This is a genomic window from Hymenobacter setariae (genome assembly GCF_007713685.1).
GTDB classification, from domain to species: Bacteria; Bacteroidota; Bacteroidia; order Cytophagales; family Hymenobacteraceae; genus Hymenobacter; species Hymenobacter setariae.
Window position 1 is genome coordinate 950508 of the sequence record NZ_VMRJ01000002.1, and the last position, 13736, is coordinate 964243.

At 60.0% G+C, this 13736-nt stretch carries 15 protein-coding genes; 7 read left to right on the forward strand and 8 right to left on the reverse strand.

The window, feature by feature from the left end; genetic code table 11:
* Positions 1 to 6: 6 nt before the first annotated feature.
* A complete protein-coding gene (locus FNT36_RS10415; protein WP_144847179.1) occupies positions 7 to 351 on the reverse strand; it encodes a winged helix-turn-helix transcriptional regulator in 345 nt (114 codons plus the stop codon).
* Positions 352 to 490: 139 nt separating this feature from the next.
* On the opposite strand from FNT36_RS10415, the gene FNT36_RS10420 reads away from it, so the two are divergent.
* On the forward strand, positions 491 to 1561 hold the full coding sequence (locus tag FNT36_RS10420) for an NADP-dependent oxidoreductase (protein WP_144847181.1): 1071 nt from the start codon (positions 491 to 493) through the stop codon (positions 1559 to 1561).
* Positions 1562 to 1607: 46 nt separating this feature from the next.
* Positions 1608 to 1931: a putative quinol monooxygenase gene (locus FNT36_RS10425; protein ID WP_144847183.1), complete on the forward strand. Its 324-nt coding sequence runs from the start codon at positions 1608 to 1610 to the stop codon at positions 1929 to 1931.
* 12 nt (positions 1932 to 1943) lie between these two features.
* Here the strand turns inward: FNT36_RS10425 and gloA2 are convergent, their stop codons facing one another.
* A complete protein-coding gene (gloA2, locus tag FNT36_RS10430) occupies positions 1944 to 2339 on the reverse strand; it encodes an SMU1112c/YaeR family gloxylase I-like metalloprotein (protein WP_144847185.1) in 396 nt (131 codons plus the stop codon).
* A 92-nt stretch (positions 2340 to 2431) separates the two neighbouring features.
* On the reverse strand, positions 2432 to 3013 hold the full coding sequence (locus tag FNT36_RS10435; RefSeq protein ID WP_144847187.1) for a nitroreductase family protein: 582 nt from the start codon (positions 3011 to 3013) through the stop codon (positions 2432 to 2434).
* A gap of 217 nt (positions 3014 to 3230) precedes the next feature.
* Between FNT36_RS10435 and FNT36_RS10440 the strand changes: the two genes are divergently transcribed.
* Positions 3231 to 5255 carry a M1 family metallopeptidase gene (locus FNT36_RS10440; RefSeq protein ID WP_233635823.1) on the forward strand — a complete coding sequence of 675 codons (2025 nt, stop codon included), beginning with the start codon at positions 3231 to 3233 and terminating at the stop codon, positions 5253 to 5255.
* Positions 5256 to 5414: 159 nt separating this feature from the next.
* Here the strand turns inward: FNT36_RS10440 and FNT36_RS10445 are convergent, their stop codons facing one another.
* Positions 5415 to 6038 carry a TetR/AcrR family transcriptional regulator gene (locus tag FNT36_RS10445; RefSeq protein WP_144847189.1) on the reverse strand — a complete coding sequence of 208 codons (624 nt, stop codon included), beginning with the start codon at positions 6036 to 6038 and terminating at the stop codon, positions 5415 to 5417.
* Positions 6039 to 6143: 105 nt separating this feature from the next.
* Here FNT36_RS10445 and FNT36_RS10450 point away from each other — a divergent pair, with 105 nt between their 5' ends.
* Complete coding sequence (locus tag FNT36_RS10450) at positions 6144 to 7163, forward strand: NAD(P)-dependent oxidoreductase (protein WP_144847191.1); 1020 nt, start codon at positions 6144 to 6146, stop codon at positions 7161 to 7163.
* A 40-nt stretch (positions 7164 to 7203) separates the two neighbouring features.
* On the opposite strand, the gene FNT36_RS10455 is transcribed toward FNT36_RS10450, so the two are convergent.
* The 3 genes from FNT36_RS10455 to FNT36_RS10465 form a co-directional block, all read right to left on the reverse strand.
* Positions 7204 to 7563 (reverse strand): multidrug efflux SMR transporter, encoded by a 360-nt coding sequence (locus FNT36_RS10455; RefSeq protein ID WP_317129604.1) that lies wholly within the window; start codon positions 7561 to 7563, stop codon positions 7204 to 7206.
* Between the two features lie 124 nt (positions 7564 to 7687).
* A complete protein-coding gene (locus tag FNT36_RS10460) occupies positions 7688 to 9040 on the reverse strand; it encodes an alpha-amylase family glycosyl hydrolase (RefSeq protein WP_144847195.1) in 1353 nt (450 codons plus the stop codon).
* A 104-nt stretch (positions 9041 to 9144) separates the two neighbouring features.
* A complete protein-coding gene (locus FNT36_RS10465) occupies positions 9145 to 9687 on the reverse strand; it encodes a GNAT family N-acetyltransferase (protein ID WP_144847197.1) in 543 nt (180 codons plus the stop codon).
* Between the two features lie 96 nt (positions 9688 to 9783).
* Between FNT36_RS10465 and FNT36_RS10470 the strand changes: the two genes are divergently transcribed.
* Complete coding sequence (locus FNT36_RS10470; RefSeq protein WP_144847200.1) at positions 9784 to 10431, forward strand: phosphatase PAP2 family protein; 648 nt, start codon at positions 9784 to 9786, stop codon at positions 10429 to 10431.
* Positions 10432 to 10573: 142 nt separating this feature from the next.
* On the opposite strand, the gene FNT36_RS10475 is transcribed toward FNT36_RS10470, so the two are convergent.
* The gene (locus tag FNT36_RS10475; protein ID WP_144847202.1) at positions 10574 to 11635 is read right to left on the reverse strand and encodes an Ldh family oxidoreductase; all 1062 of its coding nucleotides are present in this window, start codon (positions 11633 to 11635) and stop codon (positions 10574 to 10576) included.
* A 229-nt stretch (positions 11636 to 11864) separates the two neighbouring features.
* On the opposite strand from FNT36_RS10475, the gene FNT36_RS10480 reads away from it, so the two are divergent.
* Both FNT36_RS10480 and FNT36_RS10485 read left to right on the forward strand, forming a co-directional pair.
* Positions 11865 to 12278, forward strand: coding sequence for a BlaI/MecI/CopY family transcriptional regulator (locus tag FNT36_RS10480; RefSeq protein WP_144847204.1), 414 nt, complete (start codon positions 11865 to 11867; stop codon positions 12276 to 12278).
* Positions 12275 to 13729, forward strand: a complete 1455-nt coding sequence (locus FNT36_RS10485) for a TonB family protein (RefSeq protein ID WP_144847206.1) — start codon at positions 12275 to 12277, stop codon at positions 13727 to 13729. The genes FNT36_RS10480 and FNT36_RS10485 overlap by 4 nt, the downstream gene beginning before the upstream one ends.
* Positions 13730 to 13736: the final 7 nt, after the last annotated feature.

Here is a 13736-nt window from a genome sequence, read left to right on the forward strand (position 1 = left end):
CTGCGTCTACTGCGCCCTCATCTTTTGCTGGTGCACCAGGCCAAACTCTATCATGGCCATGATGATGGGGCCGTACACTTTACTGTAGTCGGTAGGCTCATACAAGACGGTAACCGGAATGTCAGCGTGCACGGTGCGCGAAATGATGCCATTCATTTCCAGTTCCTTAAGCTCCTTAGACAGCATGCGGGTAGTAATGCCCGGAATGCTGCGCTCGATGTCCCGAAAGCGGTGGTTACCGTTGCAAATAGACTGCACAATGGGCAGTTTCCATTTGCCGCCTACCACATACAGCGCGTCTTGCAGCGCGCGCAGGGCGGCGGGGTCACCTAGGGGCGGGCAGCGTTTCATACGAGTTGGTATACTTGGTGATACTGGTTACAAAGGTATACCAGGTGCCCGGTAGTTTTGCCCCAGTTAGCAGGCTGGCTTTTTACACCACTATCTCAACCCATCGGGCTGGCCGCTCATTCACCCAACCGACTCTAATATGGCAACCGCAGAAGTAAACGAAAAAACAGATTCTCAACCCCTCCGGGCCCTACAGCCGCAAGGGGCAGCTACCATGCACGCCGTGCGGCTGCATGAGTTTGGTGGGCCCGAAGTGCTGCGCTATGAGGCCGCCCCAGTGCCTACGCTAAGGCCAGGAGAAGTGCTCGTGTGCGTGCACGCTATCGGCCTCAATCCGCCCGACTGGTACCTGCGCGATGGGTACAAGATGTTGCCGCCCGAATGGCGCCCTTCGGTGGCGATGCCGCTCACGCTGGGCACCGATGTGTCGGGTGTAGTAGCCGCTGTGGCCCCAGATGTACAGGGCTTTACTGTGGGCGAAGAAGTGTTCGGCATGATTCGCTTTCCGAGTGTGGGCGAGAGCCAAGGCTATGCTGAATATGTGGCCGCGCCCGCCGCCGACCTGGCCCACAAGCCGCTTGGTATCAGTCATATTCAGGCAGCCGGCGCGCCTATGTCGGGGCTCACGGCGTGGCAGTACCTCATCGAGTTGGGCCACAGCGAGGCCAATCCGTTTCAGCCGGTGCCGCACCGCCCAGTGCCGCTGCAAGGCAAGCGGGTGCTGGTGAATGGAGCTGCGGGCGGCGTGGGCCACCTAGCAGTGCAACTGGCCAAGTGGCAAGGGGCACACGTCATCGCGGTGGCCTCAAGTGGGCACGAGGCTTTGCTGCGCGAGCTAGGGGCCGATGAGTTTATCGACTACACCAAGACCCCAGCCGAAGAAGCGGTACACGACCTAGACGTGGTGCTCGATACCCTGAGCGGCCCCAATACGGGTCGGTTTCTACGCACGCTTAAGCGGGGCGGGGCGCTATTCCCAGTGTTCCTAGGCTTTGCCGATGCGGAGGAGGCTGCTCAACGAGGCATTACAGTCTCCATGGCCCAGGTGCGCTCAAGCGGCGCGCAGCTCGCTGAGCTAGGGTGCTTGCTAGAAGCTGGTACGGTGCGTGTCGTTATCGACAGTACGTTTCCGCTGGCCGAGGCGCGCGCAGCACACGAGCGCGCAGCGCGCGGCCACATTCAGGGCAAGATTGTGCTAACCGTGGCGTGAACTGTAGGCGCAACATATGACGCTTAAAGCTGACCAATTGTTAGTTATGAATGCACTCAATAAAGCTGCCGAACGTCACTTACTGGTTACGATTCGTAGCCAGCCTGCCCACCGCCAGCGCGTGCAGGAGCTGTTGCTTGAGTTGATAGCGCCTGTGCGCAGCGAGCCCGGCTGCCTGTACTACCACCTTTTCGAGCAGGCCGAAGACCCCGATGCCTTTATACTGGCCGCCGGCTGGGCCGACGATGCAGCCGTGGCTGCCCACCCCACGCACTCCAGCGTGCCCGATACGCTTGAGCGACTGCGCCCATTGCTGGCTAGCCCCTGGGAAGTGCTGCCCACCCGGCGCCTAAGCGATAATCCGACCTAGGGCTATCTGGCGCTATTCTATTTCGTACAGCTCAAGCGGTAGCCCGTCGGGGTCGCTAAAAAACGTGAACCGCCTCCCCGTAAATTCATCGACGCGCACCGGCTCGCACGCCACGCCATGCGTTCCTAGGTGCTGGATGGCAGCTTCTACATCGGCCACCGCAAAGGCTAGGTGGCGCAGGCCCTGCGCCTCGGGCCGGCTGGCACGCGGTGGCGGGTTGGGGAAGGAGAAAAGCTCGATGACATACTGCCCCTGCACCGCCAAATCGAGCTTGTAGGAGTCGCGCTCGGCGCGGTGCACCTCGCGGATAATTTCGAGACCTAGGGCCTCGGTGTAAAAAGCTTTCGAGCGAGCATAATCGGCACAGATAATGGCGATGTGATGCACGCTAAGTAGGGGAGTAGTCATAGGGGCGAAAGTAGCGGTGTGCCGTGGACTCTGCGAGTCGGCGCGAGAATAAGTCACTTTACTCACAGACTCGCAGAGTCCTCGGCCCGTCATTACGCTACCCAGCTCACCTTCTCGGTTATCGGGCTGCGCTTGCCATCGGGTGCGGTGGTGCGCGGGTACCCTAGGTTGAAGAAACCGAGTAATTTATCCTCCGGCCCGAGGCCGAAAAACGCCTTGGCTTCGTCGGTGTAGGTGATGCCGCCGGTGCTCCAGAAGCCGCCCAGGCCGTAGGCGTGGGCCGACAGTGCCAGATTTTGCACGGCGCAGGCTACGGCTTCGATTTCCTCGATTTCGGGTAGTCCCTGGTCCACGCGCTTCATGCCGATGGCAATGACGTGCGAGCAATGCCCTGGCGACTCGCGCAGTTTCTCGTACTTGCCGTCGCTGAACTTGGGGCCAGCGGTTTCTTTGTATAAGGCAGCCTGAAAATCAGCTAGCTTCTGCAAGCCCGTGCCTGTGAATACGGTGAAGCGCCACGACTCGGTGCGCTTGTGGCTGGGCGCCCAGTTGGCGTTTTCAAGCAGCTGCCAGATGATGTCGTCGGGGATGATTTTGCCGGGCTCAAACTGCGCCACAAATACGCTGCGGCGCGTGCGGATGAGGTCGTTGAGCTGGTTGGGGTCGAAGGACATGGCTGATAGTATAAGGGCTTGTTTGGTAAGAGTTTGTCATGCTGAACGCCGTGAAGCATGACAAACGTGGGGGTAGCGTGATAAAACGCTCCGCTTGCAACGCAGGCACGCGCCCGGCAGTCTTTGCCCGCTATACAACCACCTAGACACGGTTTCCTCACCAAAATACTTTCCCCACCTACTTACTTTTGGCAAAACTGCCTTTTACTTTTTCAAGATGAGCAATTCATTTACCAAGCTACTGGCTGGCGTGGCGCTGTTGCTGGGTCCGGCTGCGGCCCAGGCGCAGCAGGGCCTGCCGGTGGTGCTGCCGCCCGCCAACCTGCCGCCCTACAACGCGAAGGTGTTGTTTCAGCCCGACTTCCTGAATCAGACTGCCCCCAGCACCCGCACGGCCGGCGGCAAGCCTGGCGCTACCTACTGGCAAAACGCGGCCGATTACCAAATCAACGCCAGCCTCGACGACAAAACGGCCCGCGTAACGGCCACGACCACCATTACTTACACCAACAACAGCCCCGACGAGCTGCCCTTCGTGTGGCTGCAAGTTGACCAGAACCTGTTTCGGGCCGACTCGCGCGGGGCGGCCACCACGCCCCCGGCAGGCGGGCGCTTTGGCAATGCGGCGCGGGGCTTTCAGGGCGGCGACTCGCTGAGCACGGTGACCATCGAGCTGCACGGTAAGAAGGTGAAAGCCAACTACCGCGTAAACGATACGCGGATGCAGATTATCCTGCCCGAGGCGATGAAGCCCAAGGGCGACAAGCTCAAAATCAACATCGCCTACGCCTTCAACATCCCCGAGTACGGCGCCGACCGCCTAGGTCGCCTCAAAACGCCGAACGGCGAAATATTCGAGGTAGCGCAGTGGTACCCGCGCATGGCCGTGTACGACGACATTTCGGGCTGGAACACGCTGCCCTACATGTCGGCCGAGTTTTACCTCGACTACGGCAACTTCGACTACACCGTGAACGTGCCCGCCAACTTCCTAGTGGGTGGCTCGGGCGAACTGGTAAACGGCGCTGAGGTGCTAACCGCCACGCAGGTAAAGCGCTTGGCGCAAGCCGTGGGCTCCGACAAAACGGTAATCGTGCGCGGCGCCGACGAGGTGACGCAAGCCAGCTCGCGCCCGGCCGGCAAAAACGGCCGCCTGACTTGGCACTTCAAGTGCCAGCAGGCCCGCGACGTGGCCTGGGCTGCTTCGGCTGCCTTCGTGTGGGATGCCGCCAAGATGAACCTGCCTAGTGGCCGGAAGTCGCTGGCGATGTCGCTGTATCCGGCTGAGGTAGCGCAGGATAGCGCCTGGGGCCGCTCGACGGAATACGTGAAAAAGAGCATCGAATACAACTCGAAGCAGTGGTATGAATACACCTACCCGGTGGCTACTAACGTGGCCGGCGTAGTGGGCGGTATGGAGTATCCGGGCATCGTATTCTGCGGGGCGCGGTCTAAGAAAGGCAGCCTGTGGAGCGTAACTGACCACGAATTTGGCCACAACTGGTTCCCGATGATTGTGGGCTCCAACGAGCGCAAATACCCCTGGATGGACGAAGGTTTCAACACCTTTATCAACATCCTGAGCAGCCAGAATTTCAACAACGGCGAGTATAAGGAGCAGGGCGACGTGACCGCCCCCCGCGGCACGGCCGCCCTCACGACCTTGCAGCTACAAATAGCCAACATGGACGTGCCCTACACCGTGCCCGACGTGACGCAGTCGCGCAACCTAGGCTACGCGGCATACTCCAAAACCGGCTACGGCCTGTACTTGCTGCGTCAGGAAATCCTCGGCCCCGAGCGCTTCGACTACGCCTTCCGCACCTACATCAAGCGTTGGGCCTTTAAGCACCCGCAGCCGCGCGACTTCTTCCGCACCATGAACGAGGTGGCGGGCGAAGATTTGAGCTGGTTTTACCAGGAATGGTTCTTCGAGAACTGGCTGCTCGACCAGGCCGTGAACTCGGTGGCCTACGTGAACCAAGACCCTACCAAAGGCGCGCTCATCACTATCGAAAACAAGAGCCAGGCGGCTATGCCCGTAACGGCCGAAATCACGGAAAGCAACGGTAAGAAAACCACCGTGCGCCTGCCCGTCGAAATCTGGCAGCGCGGCGGCACCTGGACGTTCCGCACCAGCACCACTTCGCCGCTCACGCAGGTAGTGCTGAACCCGACCAACATCCTGCCCGACGTGAACAAGTCGAACAATACCTGGCGGGCCCAAAAGCTGACTGAATAAGCTGCACTCGGCTACACTTGAAAAGGCCTTTCACGCTAGCGTGAAAGGCCTTTTTAGTTTTTGGTGAGGTAGCGTACCTAGGATGAGTTTAGCGCGGGCAACTGACCAGGCGGGCGAACCTCGACCGAGCTTGATGCCCTATGCAAGTACGCCCTGCGATTATGGTTGAGGCGAAGACGTCAAGAGGCCGCCCTGAATTAAGGAGGAAAATGCAGTGGCCGCCTCCTGCTCGCTGCACTGCCCGCTTAGCATCAGCGCGCAGAGAGATTCTCCGGCACCAACCAGCCCGACGCAGCACCTGTGCAGCGCGGCCGGAGGTAGCGAACTGTGAGGAGCCAGGGTAGCGCTGAACAGCTGCACGTAGCCGGCCAGCAACTCCTGCTGCACCGCACCCATTTCTTCGCTGCCTGCCAAAGCGGCCCTTACCGCGTGCAACTCTCCCCCGGTGTCTACAGCGCAATGGATGTAGGCGGTGGCGAGTACGTGCGCCGTGTCTTGCAGATGCTCTTGAACACGCAGCAGCGCTTCTTGCAGGGCTTGTAGCTGCTGCTCATCCAATAGTTTGTAGAGCGCGGTCAGCAGCCCGAAGCGGGTGCTGAAATGCTCATAGGTAATGGGCTTTGACACGCCGGCCCGGGTGGCTAGGTACCCTAGGGTGAGGCGGTCGGCCCCCTCCTTGCGGATGATAACGAGGGCGGTATCAAGTAATTGGCGCCGGCGTTCTTCTTTTGACAGCCTGCTAGCAGTGGGTTTAGGTGCTTCTGCGTCCGAAGGGTGAGCCATAGTCAAATTGATTGCTTTCAATGGTTATTTATAACCTACCATTGGTAACTTACTAATGGTAGGTTATCTTTGCCAAAAGTACTCACTAACTGTTTGCAACTGCACATGGCACAAAATCCCATTCTCTTGGTTGGTGGCTCGGGCACTGTTGGCCGCTGGGTAGCCCGTTTGCTACACGAGGCCCACCCCGAAATGCCCCTGCTGCTGGGCGGCCGCGACTTGGCCAAGGCGCAGGAAGCTGCGGCCGCGATACCCAGCGCCGAAGGCATAGCGCTCGACCTGGCTGCTGACGACCTAGGCCTGGGCCAGCGCCCGGTGAGCGCTGTAGTGGTTTTCTTTACCGACCACCGGCTGGCCGCGCTGCGGTTTGCCCAGGCCCGCAGGGTTCCGCACCTGAGCATTTCGGCGGGCATCTTCGAGATGGGCCCCGAGGTAGCTACCTACATGCATCAGCCGCAGGCGGCCCCCGTCGTCCTGGGTACGGAATGGCTGGTCGGCGCTACCACTATTCCCACGCTAGAGTTCGCCAAGGCGTTTGGCCGGGTCCACACCATTAAGATTGGCGCGCTGCTCGATGAGCAAGACGCGACGGGCCCAGCCGGCTACGTGGATTTTGAGCGCCAAACCAAGACCATGCCCGCGGCGCTTGTGCGGCGCGATGGCGCCTTTATCTGGCAGACAGGCGACGAGAATAAAACCTCGTTTCGCGCCGTAGACGGCACCGAGCAACCGGCTGACATATTCTCCTTCTACGATGTGCTCGGCCTGGCCACGGCGACCGGCGCGCCGAACGTGCAGTTTCAGTTGGCGGTGGGCGTCAGCTCTACCCGCCGCCAGGGCGGGCCGATGTCCACGGAAATTCTCGTCGACCTTGCCGGGGAAGACCACGCAGGGCAGCCGCTGCGCACCAGGCACGCGGTGGTGCACCCGCAGGGACAAATGCCACTGACGGCCCTAGGCGTCGCTCTGCTATTGGAGCGGCTACTTGGCCTGGACGGCCAGCCCGCGGTTCCAGCGGGGCTGTACTTCCCGTACCAGCTTCTGGAGCCGAGTACGTACCTAGCCCGCTTTCGGCAGATTGGCGGGCAGGTGCTAACGCTGGAGGTAGCGCCAGAGGCCCAATAGCCTCCTAGCGTTTACTGTACCCGGTAATACTACCGCGGCATTAGTGCGAAATCGTCTTGGAAAAGAGCTGCATAACGAGCACGCCAATGACAATAAGCGCAATGCCCGCTAGCGCCGGAAAATCAAGCTTTTGCTTGAGGAAAACGAAGCCGATAATCGTGACCAGCACAATGCCCACACCGCCCCAAATGGCGTATGCCACGCCCATCGGAATACTTTTGAGCGCAAAGCTGAAAAAGTAAAACCCCAGGCCGTAGCCCGCCACCGTGATGAGGCTGGGCACGAGCTTGGTGAACTGGTTGGAAGCAGCTAGGGCAGAAGTACCGATGACCTCGCTGATGATGGCCAGAAAGAGGAATACGTAGGGCATGGGGTAGGGGAAGAAAATATAGGCTGTCATGCAGAGCGGAGCGAAGCATCTCGCGTGGTGCAGTAAACTCAGACGCCTAGGTTTACTACATCACGCGAGATGCTTCGCTCCGCCCTGCATGACCAACGTTAGTAGGCGCTTTCGGATGATAGTGTTAATCGCGGGTGCGCAGCACACGGTAGCCGTGAGCAGGCACGGTGCGAGCCTTGGCCTGGGCTAGCGTCAACTGCTCGCCGCTGAACACGTCGAATAAGCCTTTCTGCGGATTGACGAGCGTTTTCTGCCCCGGTAGCTCCAGCACCTCGGCCGTAGCGTTGATGAGCACGATTACTGCCGAGCCGCCTTTTTCGCGGATGAAGCCATAGAGCCCAGCCGGGCCACTGAGGCGCTGAAACTGACTAGTCGGGTCGCCGTTGCGCAGGGCAGGATGGCGCTTTTTGAGTTGGAAAAGCTTGGTGTAGAAATCCTGTAAGGGGAAATCCTGCCAGTCGATAGTATCGCGCTCAAAGAATTCCAGCCGTTTTTTCAGCGCAGCTTCTTGACCTGAGTAGAGGAGGGGCATACCCGGCAGCAGCGCCGTGAGCACCGCGAAGGGCAGCGCCAGCGGACCTAGGCGCTCATACTCGGTGCCGTCCCAGGTGTTCACATCGTGGTTGCTGGTGAAGTGCATCAGGTACACGCTGGGCGGGTACTTTTCGCGCTCGGCAGCTAGGTAGGTATCAATCTCACCTAGGTCGGCTTTGCCTTCGGCGATATGGTCGAGTAAGTAGTGCAAGCGCAGGCCGAAGGTCATATTGAAGGCCCGCTCTAGTAACTGCGTTTCGGAGTTGAATTCCTCCCAGCTAAGGCCGCCCGAGGGGTACAGTTCATCCCACTCGGCCAGCATAAAGACCGGCTTGATGGCGTCGAGCGCGGGGCGGGCTTCGTCCCAAAAGTCAGTAGGTACTAAGCCGGCCACGTCGCAGCGGTAGCCGTCGATATCGGCTTCGCGCACCCAGTACGTGAGGGCGTCGGCCATGTAATGGCGCAACTCGCGGTTGGTGTAGTCGAAGGCGACTACGTCGGTCCAGTCGGCCACCGGCGGCACTAACTCGCCATTGGCGTCGTGCTGGTACCAGTCGGGGTGCTCAGTAATGAGGGCATTGTCGCGACTAGTGTGATTAGCTACCCAGTCGAGGATAACCTTCAGCCCTAAATCGTGGGCCGTTTTTACGAGGTGCTTGAGGTCGTCGAGCGTGCCGAATTCTGGGTTCACCCCGTAGTAGTCCTGCACTGCGTACGGTGACCCTAGGCTGCCCTTACGCCCCACCTGCCCGATGGGATGAATCGGCATCAGCCACACAATGACGACACCCATTTTGGCCAGGCGTGGCAGGTGCGCCTCGAAAGCCTGGAAAGTGCCCTCAGGCGTGTAGTTGCGCACATTTACTTCGTAAATCGTGGCGTTGGTGGCCCACTCGGGGTGGGCTACAGTGAAGCGGTGAGCGTGCGGGTGCGCGTCGGACATAAGCAAAGGCGCAGGTAGCAAAGAACCCACGCAAAAAGTAAAGTAGAGCTTGCTATACGCGGGGAAGGAGCTCTGCGCTACATAATGAGTCCCGCCTCGCTAAGCTAGCTTAAGGGAGGTATGGGCGTAACGGCTTCGTACCATACGCAGCGTGTGCCCCCTTCCACAAACTCATTGCCGGGCTGCAAACCTATTTTCTCTAAAATGCGGCGCGAGCCCGCGTTGTTAGCATCTGCATAAGCACAGATGCGGGGCAGCTTTAAGTTTTCGAATCCGTGCTTCAGCCAAGCTAGCGCGGCCTCGTAGCCATAGCCCTGCCCCCAGTAGCGCGGAATAAACCGATACCCTAGGTCGTAAAAATCACGTTGGCCGTTGACTTGGTCAGTCACCAGCTTCAGGCCCGCCCAGCCCATAAATTCGCCGGTGCTGCGCAGTAACACCGCCCAGCGCCCGATGCCGTTGGCCACGTACTGCGCCTGAATGAAGCGGATGGTCGCCTCGCTGTCGGCTAGGCTGGCCGGGCGCGGGCCACCGATGCCGCCTAGGTAGCGGTGCACGGCCGGGTCAGTGTCAAGCTCGAACATTCCGGCCGCATCGCCTAGGTGTAGCGGACGCAGGAGCAGGCGCTCCGTGGTAAAATCTTGCATAAGCCGGGTTTTAAGGATAGGCGACGCGGCAAAATAGCACGGCCCCACCCACTGCGCGCCAGCTTTTTGCGTAAGCAGCCTGCTTACCTGTTTTATATGCCCGTCACGCAGTTGCCACTCGCTTCTTCTAATTCACCGTCGGTTCGCCCGCGTAGTTTGTGGCCGCCTGCCGCAGTAGCCTGGGGGTTATTTGGCTCGATGGCAGCGTTGGTACTCGGCCGCGGCAGTGCGCCGTTTGATGCGCCGGTGCTGCTGGCGCTGCACCGCCACGCCACCCCGGTGCTCGACCGGGTGACCGTGTTTTTTACCATCGTAGGCAATACCGGCCCAATGATAGCGGCTGGCGTGCTCACTACCGCCGCGCTGGCCTACGCCGGCCGTCGGCGCGATGCCTGGCTGTTTGCGCTAGGCGTGGGTGGCTCGATGCTGCTCACGCAGGTTATCAAGCGCCTAGCCACGCGCTCCCGGCCCGATTTATGGCCCAGCCTGCGGCCCGAGCACACGTTCAGCTTCCCCAGTGGCCATGCCATGGATACGGCGGCGCTGGCGGCGGCGCTGTTCTTCATCACGCCGCCTCACCGGCGCGGGTGGTGGGTGCTGGCTCCGCTCTTTGCGTTGAGCGTAGGCTGGGCGCGCATGTACCTAGGCGTGCATTTTCCTTCTGATGTATTGGCCGGCTGGAGCAGCGCGGTGGGCTGGGTGCTGCTAATACAATTACTTGCTTCGAGGACTGCCGGCCGATAGCTAAAAGTCTGCTATAATCAAAAACCGTCTGTCATGCTGAGCTCCGCGAAGCATCTCTACCACAACGTTGAGTGAAGCGATGAAGATGCCTCGCGGAGCTCAGCATGACAGACGGTTTTTGTTTGGTTGCTTTAACGAAAAGCTAGAGCTGTACCCCAAACTTCGCGCCCACAGTTTCCAAATCCTTCACTACCGCATCGAGCAGAGGCAAGCCATCTAGGAGCCGGTGCGCCGCCATTTCACGCTCAGGGTCGCCGGGGATGAGGACGCGCTGGCCTTCTACAGCTTTGGCTTCGCGGAAAGTTTTTATCCAGTTGTCCATGTGGCTTTTAAACTCATCGGCGGGGCGGAAAGCATCGACGCGCATCGCCCCAAAGAAGTGACCTAGGCCCTGGCCCACGGGGTTGGCCGAAGGCTGCAAGAAAGCCACGAACGGCGGTACCCACGGCCCATAATTGGCGCCGCTGAGCACGGCCGAAAAGATGTCGACTACAGCGCCAAGACCGTAGCCTTTGTGCGAGCCGGTGGCACCACCTAGGGGCTGCAAGGCGCCGCCATTTTTCACGGCGTTGGCGTCGGTGCTGGGGCGGCCTTCAGCATCCTGCGCCCAGCCTTCGGGGATGGGCAAGTTCTTGCGCTGCGCTATCTCAAGCTTACCATTGGCGGCGGTAGTGGTAGCCATGTCGAGCACAAAATCGGGCTGCTCGCCGGCGGGCACGGCCACCGCAATGGGGTTGGTGCCTAGGAGCCGTTCGAGCGAATAGGTGGGTGCCACCAGCGGCGAGGCGTTGGTCATAGCCACTCCTATCATGTCTTGCGCTAGGGCTAGCATGGCGTGGTAGCCTGCGATGCCGAAGTGATTGGAGTTCTTCACCGACACCCAGCCGGTACCCACTTGCTCGGCCTTGTGCATGGCCACGCGCATGGCCTTGGGGCCCACCACGAGGCCTAGGCCACCATCGCCATCGACCACGGCCGTGCTGGGCGTTTCGTAAGTGACGCCCACCCTGGGGGTCGTGTTGATGCGGCCCGCCTCCCAGAGGCGCACGTAGCCCGAAAGCCGCGCCACGCCGTGCGAATCGACGCCCCGCAAATCGGCTGAAAGCAGGGTTTCAGTGGCTAGCGTGGCATCATCGGGCGGGCAGCCGATGCTCAGAAATACTTGCTCGGCGAAGGTGAAAAGCTGTTGATAAGAGAACTTCATGGCAGGAACAAGCTGCCCATTGGCGCGCTATGTCGCAGCGCTAGGGCAAGATTGATGGAATACAAACCTACTGGCCCTTTGTAAAAGACGTTAGCGGCCAAGTAGTTTTATGTAAAATTTATGGCCTGTAAATCAGTATTTTATACATTTTCAACGTAAATATTAGTTATAAACTAATATTTACGTTGAAAATGTACGTACTTCGTTTTGTCAAGCAAATCAAATGCTTATGTCTACTCCCTTTCCTGAGCTCACCCGTGCCGAAGAGCAAGTGATGCAGATACTCTGGCGGCGCGGCCCCAGCGCCGTGAAGGACGTGCTGGCCGACCTGCCCGCGCCCCAGCCAGCGCTTACTACCGTGAGCACTATCGTGCGAATACTAGAGCAAAAGGGCTTCGTCGGCTACGAGCCGGTGGGGCGCGGCTACCGCTACCACGCCCTGGTGGCGCAGGACGAATATCGCCGTTTTTCCCTACGCAAGCTGCTGCGCGGCTACTTCGGCGGCTCGTTTACACAACTGGTTTCCTTTTTCGCCCAAGACGAAAACCTCGACGCCGCCCAGCTCGACGCCCTGCTGCGCCAGGCCCAAGCCGATGCCCCGCCCACCTCGCCAACTATCCCCGACAACGACCCACAGTCATGAGCGCGCCCTTCCTCCTGACTTGGCTGGCGGGTACGCTGCCGCCCCTAGGTATCCTATGGCTAGTGTACCGGCTGGCGCTGCGCGGCGAGCGCTGCTTCGGCTACAACCGCGCGTTCTTACTCCTAACCCCGGCGCTAGCAGTCACGCTGCCTCTGCTGCCGCGCCCCGCCCTGCCGCTGTGGCTCAACAGCTCCGCCATGGCCGTAGCCACCAACAAACCTGGAGTAGCGGCGGTGCTGCTGCCAGTGGTGCAGGCTGAGCCAGTAGCGGCTCCTGCTGCCGCCGGGTGGTCAGCGTGGGAGTGGCTTGGGGCTATCTACCTAGCTGGGGTAGTCCTAGGACTCGGGCGATTAGCCTGGCAGGTGGGGCGCCTGTGGTGGCTGGCCCGCCGCCTGCCCCGCGAGGTACGACCCGGCTACGTGCTGGCCTACACCGGAGGGCGGCTGCCGGCTAGCTCGTTTGGCCGGGTCGTTTTCTGGGATGAAACGGCCAGCTTGCCTCCTGCCGAAGCCGCTGCGGTGCTCACCCACGAGCTGGCCCACGTGCAGCAGCGTCACACCACCGATGTACTATGGCTCGAAGCATGGCGGGCCCTGCTCTGGCCCAATCCTTTTGTGCACTTGCTACTGCCGGCCCTGCGCCTCACTCACGAACTGCTGGCCGATGCCGCAGCCGCCAGCAGTGCGGCCCAGCCGGCTACCTACCCCACACTACTGGCGCGGCTAGCGGCCCAGCGGCTCAGTGGCCCGGCGTATTCTCCGTTGCTTCAACCCTTCACATTTTCCTTCACCCTCACCCGCATTGCCATGTTGCAAAATCAGAATCCCGTGCGCCGCTGGAAGCAGTGGCTCGTGTTGCCCGCCCTAAGTGGGTTGTTCTTTCTCGGTAGCCATGTGGCGCTTGCGCAGGGTGGACCAGTGCCTAGCGCAGCGCAGCAAAAAGCGAACAAAGAGGAGCTTCAGCGTAAGGTGCGCGCAGCACTATATGAAGACTCATTGCGCACAGGCGGCAAGTTTGAACCAGGCACTGTGCAGCAGGTTAACATCAAGTACATGGATAAGCCGGGAGAGGAGGTAGTTACCATTACCCGGATACCCGCCCCGCGCCCACTTCCTCCTGAGTTCAGCAAAAGCGGCGCAAAAGTGTATGCCTTCGTCGAGCAAATGCCAGAGCTGCCTGATGGAGGTGGGCAGCAGGCTATCTTAGAGGCTATACAGAAGAACTTTGAATACCCTGCTGAGACCACAAGCGAGGGGAGGGTGTTCATTAAGTTTACAGTGGACAGTGATGGTATAGTGGAAGATGCTAGCGTGGTAAAAGGGCTAGATGCTGTCGTTGATAAGGCGGCGATAATAGCTGTGCAAAAGCTTCCGCGCTTCACGCCTGGCAAGCAGGATGGACAAAACGTTGCGGTATCCTTTACCGTGCCTATAAAGGTGGTCAAGCGCTAGGTAATCA

Coding starts and splice junctions, on each gene's coding strand:
- FNT36_RS10415 (WP_144847179.1), bottom strand. CDS start 351: ATGAAACGCTGCCCGCCCCTAGGTGACCCCGCCGCCCTGCGCGCGCTG.
- FNT36_RS10420 (WP_144847181.1), top strand. CDS start 491: ATGGCAACCGCAGAAGTAAACGAAAAAACAGATTCTCAACCCCTCCGG.
- FNT36_RS10425 (WP_144847183.1), top strand. CDS start 1,608: ATGAATGCACTCAATAAAGCTGCCGAACGTCACTTACTGGTTACGATT.
- gloA2 (WP_144847185.1), bottom strand. CDS start 2,339: ATGACTACTCCCCTACTTAGCGTGCATCACATCGCCATTATCTGTGCC.
- FNT36_RS10435 (WP_144847187.1), bottom strand. CDS start 3,013: ATGTCCTTCGACCCCAACCAGCTCAACGACCTCATCCGCACGCGCCGC.
- FNT36_RS10440 (WP_233635823.1), top strand. CDS start 3,231: ATGAGCAATTCATTTACCAAGCTACTGGCTGGCGTGGCGCTGTTGCTG.
- FNT36_RS10445 (WP_144847189.1), bottom strand. CDS start 6,038: ATGGCTCACCCTTCGGACGCAGAAGCACCTAAACCCACTGCTAGCAGG.
- FNT36_RS10450 (WP_144847191.1), top strand. CDS start 6,144: ATGGCACAAAATCCCATTCTCTTGGTTGGTGGCTCGGGCACTGTTGGC.
- FNT36_RS10455 (WP_317129604.1), bottom strand. CDS start 7,563: ATGACAGCCTATATTTTCTTCCCCTACCCCATGCCCTACGTATTCCTC.
- FNT36_RS10460 (WP_144847195.1), bottom strand. CDS start 9,040: ATGTCCGACGCGCACCCGCACGCTCACCGCTTCACTGTAGCCCACCCC.
- FNT36_RS10465 (WP_144847197.1), bottom strand. CDS start 9,687: ATGCAAGATTTTACCACGGAGCGCCTGCTCCTGCGTCCGCTACACCTA.
- FNT36_RS10470 (WP_144847200.1), top strand. CDS start 9,784: ATGCCCGTCACGCAGTTGCCACTCGCTTCTTCTAATTCACCGTCGGTT.
- FNT36_RS10475 (WP_144847202.1), bottom strand. CDS start 11,635: ATGAAGTTCTCTTATCAACAGCTTTTCACCTTCGCCGAGCAAGTATTT.
- FNT36_RS10480 (WP_144847204.1), top strand. CDS start 11,865: ATGTCTACTCCCTTTCCTGAGCTCACCCGTGCCGAAGAGCAAGTGATG.
- FNT36_RS10485 (WP_144847206.1), top strand. CDS start 12,275: ATGAGCGCGCCCTTCCTCCTGACTTGGCTGGCGGGTACGCTGCCGCCC.